A 5,486-nucleotide genomic window follows, 5' to 3' on the forward strand; every position below is an offset into this window, starting at 1 on the left:
AGACCAAGGGGCCACCCGGCCTACGGCCGGACAGCCCCTCAACAAGATCTTCATGAGTCTTCTAGGGCGTGTTTCGAAAGTAGCGTCGTCCGCCCCTAGGGCGGGCCGGACGCCGCCTGGCAGACGGGACTTGCGAAACACGCCCTAGTCCCGGCTCTCCCGCCGACGATGGGCCTGTCCCCCTCTCACCGAGGGGGACAGGCCCATCGGCCGTACGTACGTGGGGGCGCTCAGCCGACCAGCTCCGCCGGATGGCGCCGGGCCGGTGCCCAGCAGCGGATGATGTCGCGGACCGAGACGATGCCGACGGGCCCGTGGTCGTCCAGCACGATCAGATGACGGAATCCGCCGTGTGTCATGGCCTCCGCGGCCTCTTCCAGGGTCCAGCTGGGCGCGGCGAAGACCACATCGTGGGTGGTGTGGGTGGATGCGGTCTCGGTGTCGGGGTTCTGGCCGGAGCCGACCGAGTTCAGGATGTCGCGCTCGGTGAGAATGCCGATCCCGCTGGTGTCGCGGTCGAGGACGACTGCTGCCCCGATGTGGCGTGCCGACATCAGTCGGGCCGCCTGGCGGAGCGTATGAGTGGGGCCGATAGTGAGGACCATCGTGCTCATGGCGTCACGGACGAGCATGAAGGGAGCCACCTCCTTCGTGAAGCGACTGCGTGAGTCGATTCACAAGTTCACAAGTGGGGGACTCTCAGCGTTGCATCCCTGGGGGAGTCCAACAAGGGGTGTGTGGAGATCATTCGAGGGGCGCGCGGAAGTGCACCACGCGCCCCTCGGGGTCCGCGTGCGTCGTGACGGCCCGGAATCGGTGGCGCTGGTATCTCTCCTGCAGTCGCGGGGCGATCCGTAGCGGTGCAGTGTGGAAGGCGTGGGCTCCAGGCAGGGACGTGTGGGTCTCGGGCAGCCGTGGCAGCCGAGCCACCTGCTGCTGCTCATCCCTGTTGTGCTCATCGTTGTGATCACTGCCTCGGACATCGCGACTGGGCCAAACGTCGTTCTCGGCCCCCTGCTGGTGGTCGCGCCCACGCTCACCGCGTGGTTCGCGGGGCCTTGGACGACAGGCGGCATCGGGGTCCTCGCCTTGGCGGGCGAGGCGGTCAGCGGCTGGCGCACCGAAACGCTGGCTTCGCGGAACGTGGTGGTGGAGATGACCGCTATCGCGGTGATCACCACATTGATCGTGTTCCTGTGTGCGGTGCGCGACCGGCACGCACGCCAGATGGCTCAGGTCCGGTCGGTCGCCGAGGCCGCCCAGCAGGTGCTGATGTGGCCGCTGCCGAGCCGGCTCGGCCCGCTGCGGCTCGCCTGTGTGTATCTGGCTGCCGAGGAGGAGGCCGATGTCGGCGGCGACCTGTATGCCGCCGCCCGCACCGGCAGCGCGGCCCGCGTGATGATCGGCGACGTGCGGGGCAAGGGCCTGCCCGCGCTGGGCGAGGCCGCCCTCCTGCTCGGCGCCTTCCGCGAGGCCGCCCACCAGTACGCCTCCCTGCCCGGCCTGGCCGCTTCCCTGGAACGGAGCATGACCCGGTACCTCGCCGACTTCGATTCGGAGGGCGAGGCGGGAGAACGCTTCGCGACCGCTCTTCTGGTCGAGATCGCCGATGCCGAGCCCCTGGTCCGCATGACCAGCTGCGGTCACCCGGCACCCCTTCTGCTCGGCCCGGACAACACCGTCCACGTGCCCCGTCTCCACCCCGGGCCCCCACTTGGCGTCGGCGTCACGGATCCCGACAACCACGTCGTCGATGTCCTGCCCTTCGGTCCTGGGGACACGCTGGTCCTGTACACCGACGGTGTCATCGAAGCCCGTGACCACAACGGCGTCTTCTACCCGTTCGCGGAACGCGTGGCCCAGTGGACCGACCACCCTCCCGAGGCGCTGCTCCACCACATCGAACGCGACCTGCTCGCCCACACCGGCGGACGCCTCGGCGACGACGTCGCCCTCCTCGCCATCCAGGGGGATGAAGCACTGCCGCGAATGGCCTCGCCCGGCGGTGAACGCGGAAACTGAGACGGCGGCCCGCGTCACAGGATGGAGCGCGAACCTTTGCCATTGCGAGTCGGGAAGGCTCAGTGATGTGGACGTACCCGCACGTGACGCCGAGCAGCGAGAAGCGCACGCGGGAGGCCGTCAACCGCGCGTTCGGGGACGACCCGAAGAGCGATGACGACCCCACGACGGCCCAAACCGCAAGCTGCGTCAGTAGTGCTGGTATTGAACCGCCCCTCTGGCCGGGTGCGGCGTCGCTCCGCAACATGCCGGAGAGCTGCGTGGTTGTGGGCGTCATTGGTCATTGTCGGTCGTCGTGGGCCCCCCTCGGACGGCCCACGGACGGCCCGGAAGAAGGCCAAGCAAGCCAGTCGGCGCTTGCAGCGTGGCGCCACTGCCCTGCTGCCGGTCTGCCAGATCAGCGTTAACAAGGTCGACAGGCTGGCAGGCTCGCGGGAGTATCCGCTTGCTGGTACCCGAGGCGTGGAGCCCGGTGATCACTCAAGGAGTGAAGGTCACGGCGCGATGCGACGACTGCGGTGGCGTGCTGATACTCGACGTTGGCCAATACATCGACCATGGACAGTTGTGGTGGGGCACCGAAGGCGCATGCACCGCCTGTCCCAATGGATGGTGCGAGCAAGACACGGGCGGAGCGACTCCTGAAGAGATCAGGAATGCCCTGCTCGATGAAGATTAGTAGAAGCATCACAGAGCAGTTCGGCGGTGACACCGGCTCGACGGCTGAAGAGATCGAGGCAGGGATGCTGGAGAAGTCGAAGGAGTTCGCGGCGGCAGGCAAACGTGTGTACCTGCCGCTCGCGGAGACGGGCGGCAGGTCGGCCGGCTGACCCGGCCGCCTCAGCGGAGGGGGGCCCGCCAGGCCACCAGTCCCGGCCGGCCCGCCTCCGCGAAACCCACCGCGAACGGCTTGTCGCCGTCGTCCGTCACCAGGTGGATGCTGCACTCCGTCACGCTGTCGCCCGGCGGGATCGTCCGGGCGACCCAGTCGGACGGACAGCCGGGGATCTTCGTGTCGAGGACGAAGGGGGTCTTCCCCTGTATCTGCCGACCGCCCTCGGTGAGCAGGCGGACGCGGTCGGCCTGGTCGGCGTAGAGGTCTTTCGGGCCGGTGTTGGTGTAGGTGACCGACACGTAGTACGGGACGCCGCGCCGCTCGTTCTCGTTGAGGTCGAGGTCCAGGCCCGCGAGGTCGACCGCGCTGCCCCGGCGTACGGACACCAGCGTGGCGGGCAGTTCGAGGACGCCGTCCTCGCGGGCGTCCCACCGGACGCGGACGATGTCGCCCGGCTCCGCCAGCCCGGCGGACGCCGCCTCGAGGCCGCCCTCGACGGGCCAGGTGGCGACCGCGCCGCCCTCGTCGAGGTAGCCGTCGGCGTTGTGCGTCAGCGACAGCACGCCGACGCCCTCGGGCAGCGCGTAGGTCACGCAGGTGTTGTACGAGTCGCCGGGCGCCAGCGTCTTCGGCGCGGTGTCCGCGCAGGGCAGGTCGACCCCGCCTGGCCTGCCGCCGCTGACGTAGACCTCCTCCCCGCGCGCCCAGTCGGTGCCGTTCAGGGCGAAGTTGCTGTCCACCATGTAGGCAGCGGGGATCCTCTCCCGACCGGTGTTGGTGACCTCGAAGCGGAGGTAGTGGGGGACCATGCCCTTCAGCTCTTCGTCCGCGCGCGCCCCCCGCATGTCCTCCTCCGAGCCCCGGACCAGGCTCTTGACCGTGATCCTGACCTCGTACGACCGGTGGTCGGCGTCCGTGTGGACGACGTCCCGTGCGCCCGTCCGCACCGGCAGGTCCGTCCAGGAGGCAGGCCTCTCCGCGGCTCGCTCCACGGCCCCGCCGGCACCCTGTTCCCCCGTGCACCCGGCGAGGAGGGGTATCGCCGCCGCGCCCATGGCGGCCTTCTTGACGTAGCTGGACAGGCGCATGGACTTCCCTTGCCGCACGATGATCCGGATCCGCCGGAGGACTGACGCATCGTAGGACGTCACACCGGAGGCGGAGGCGGAGGCGGCGGGTGGAGGGCCCGGTGCGGTTGCTGTCGCTTCTGGCCCTCAACGGGAGTTTGGCCGAGCCGCAGGACCACGAGACTGGTCACGTTGCGCGCTCAACGCCGCCACGCTCGTACGGTTCTCCACCGGAGGAGGCGCCCGAGACCGGAGGGCCCCCGCGTGCGGAGCTGCGACCTCGCGCGCAGTTCGGGGCCGGTGCTGTCCGCCCTTCTGCTTGTAGAGCATGGGCCTGCACAGCTTCGCCTTGCGGACGACGCGTCGAGCCTCGTCCCCGTCCTGCGAGTCCTGCGCGAGATGCTCCGTCTGCCCCTGGGCCAGGCACGTGTGATGGCCAGCGCGCTCCAAGAGACTGGCCTGGTTGGCACGCTGGTTGAGATGGAGCTCATTGCCGACGGGCTGCAACACCGATCAGTCGGTACAACGATCGAGACATTGGCCGACTGAACCCTCACGCACCCAGAATGGGCTCCCCTCCCGCGCGGGCAAGGGACGCCGCCGCGGCTCTTCAGGGTCCGCAGTCGCGCGGTGACGTTGCCGTCAACCGATGCTGTCACGAACGCGCCCGTGGTCGGTCGGTCGAGCGCACCTGGCGACGACCTCTTCGTCCCGAACGCGATCGCCTGCGCAAGTGGCCCTGTGTGTCTGTCATTTGACCTGGGATGACGCGCAAGGGTCTGTCCGTAGTCGTTCACGGGAGTACGGGGAAGGCTGCCACCGTTGGCCCCCCGTTTGGCCTCCGCGCCCGGCCAATCATCGGCTTGGTTGGTGCACGCTTTCCAACTGTGCGCATGGCCGTACGGGGCCGTTCGTGAGTGTTCGCGCAGCAGGTCACCGTGGGCCGACATGGGCGGCAAACCACTCGACTCCCGGGCACTGGCCAAGATGCTCCGCGAGTACATGACCGGGGACAACAAGCCCATCGCCGCCCGCAACATCAAGACCGGCGGCAGCGTCATGAAGGGCTACTACGCCACCGACCTCAACGACGCGTGGCAGCGGCACTGCCCTCCCACCGCTGAAAGTCCGCTACTTCCGCTACCTCCGCTACCGGCCAGGTCAGAGGCCCTTTCCGGGTAGCGGCAGGCCGCTACCTGTCCGCTACCAGCACCACCTTGCCGCTGAATGGCTAGCGGGAGAGGACGTCGAAGAGGAGAGCACCGACCATCCATAGCGGGATCGCGAGAACAATGAGCAGCCCAGCCAGACAACCAGACGTTGTCAGGCGGGCACTGGTTCTCGCATGGTCGTCGCTCTCCTGCATGCCGGCATTCAACCGACATCTATCCGCTACCGCTACCCCTATCCGCTACCTCGATCATGCTCCTGACCAGGGCGGTAGCGGAGGTAGCGGAGGTAGCGGACCTGAGAGGGCGGTATGTGACGTGATGACGTACTTGTCGTCACCGGAACGTGTGGGACGGCCGCATCCGCGCTGACCAAGAGGGTCCGGCCGTGCT

General features: G+C 68.4%; 4 protein-coding genes and 1 pseudogene. 3 read left to right on the plus strand and 2 right to left on the minus strand.

Features of this window, described 5'->3' with window-relative positions; translation table 11 throughout:
- Positions 1 to 230: 230 nt before the first annotated feature.
- Positions 231 to 632 carry a cyclic nucleotide-binding/CBS domain-containing protein gene (locus ACNPQM_RS43555; protein WP_358859715.1) on the minus strand — a complete coding sequence of 134 codons (402 nt, stop codon included), beginning with the start codon at positions 630 to 632 and terminating at the stop codon, positions 231 to 233.
- A gap of 244 nt (positions 633 to 876) precedes the next feature.
- On the opposite strand from ACNPQM_RS43555, the gene ACNPQM_RS43560 reads away from it, so the two are divergent.
- Together ACNPQM_RS43560 and ACNPQM_RS43565 are read left to right on the plus strand one after the other, a co-directional pair.
- On the plus strand, positions 877 to 2,022 hold the full coding sequence (locus tag ACNPQM_RS43560) for a PP2C family protein-serine/threonine phosphatase (protein WP_418088354.1): 1,146 nt from the start codon (positions 877 to 879) through the stop codon (positions 2,020 to 2,022).
- 668 nt (positions 2,023 to 2,690) lie between these two features.
- Entirely contained in the window at positions 2,691 to 2,852 is a 162-nt protein-coding gene (locus ACNPQM_RS43565; protein WP_418088356.1) for a hypothetical protein, read from the plus strand.
- A 10-nt stretch (positions 2,853 to 2,862) separates the two neighbouring features.
- On the opposite strand, the gene ACNPQM_RS43570 is transcribed toward ACNPQM_RS43565, so the two are convergent.
- A complete protein-coding gene (locus ACNPQM_RS43570) occupies positions 2,863 to 3,945 on the minus strand; it encodes a hypothetical protein (protein ID WP_418088355.1) in 1,083 nt (360 codons plus the stop codon).
- A gap of 912 nt (positions 3,946 to 4,857) precedes the next feature.
- Here ACNPQM_RS43570 and ACNPQM_RS43575 point away from each other — a divergent pair.
- A pseudogene (locus ACNPQM_RS43575) lies at positions 4,858 to 5,106 on the plus strand (DUF3631 domain-containing protein); the annotation flags it as partial.
- Positions 5,107 to 5,486 lie beyond the last annotated feature (380 nt).

Origin of the sequence: Streptomyces sp. NPDC056231 (assembly GCF_048270745.1) — a bacterium.
Classification (GTDB): domain Bacteria; phylum Actinomycetota; class Actinomycetes; order Streptomycetales; family Streptomycetaceae; genus Streptomyces.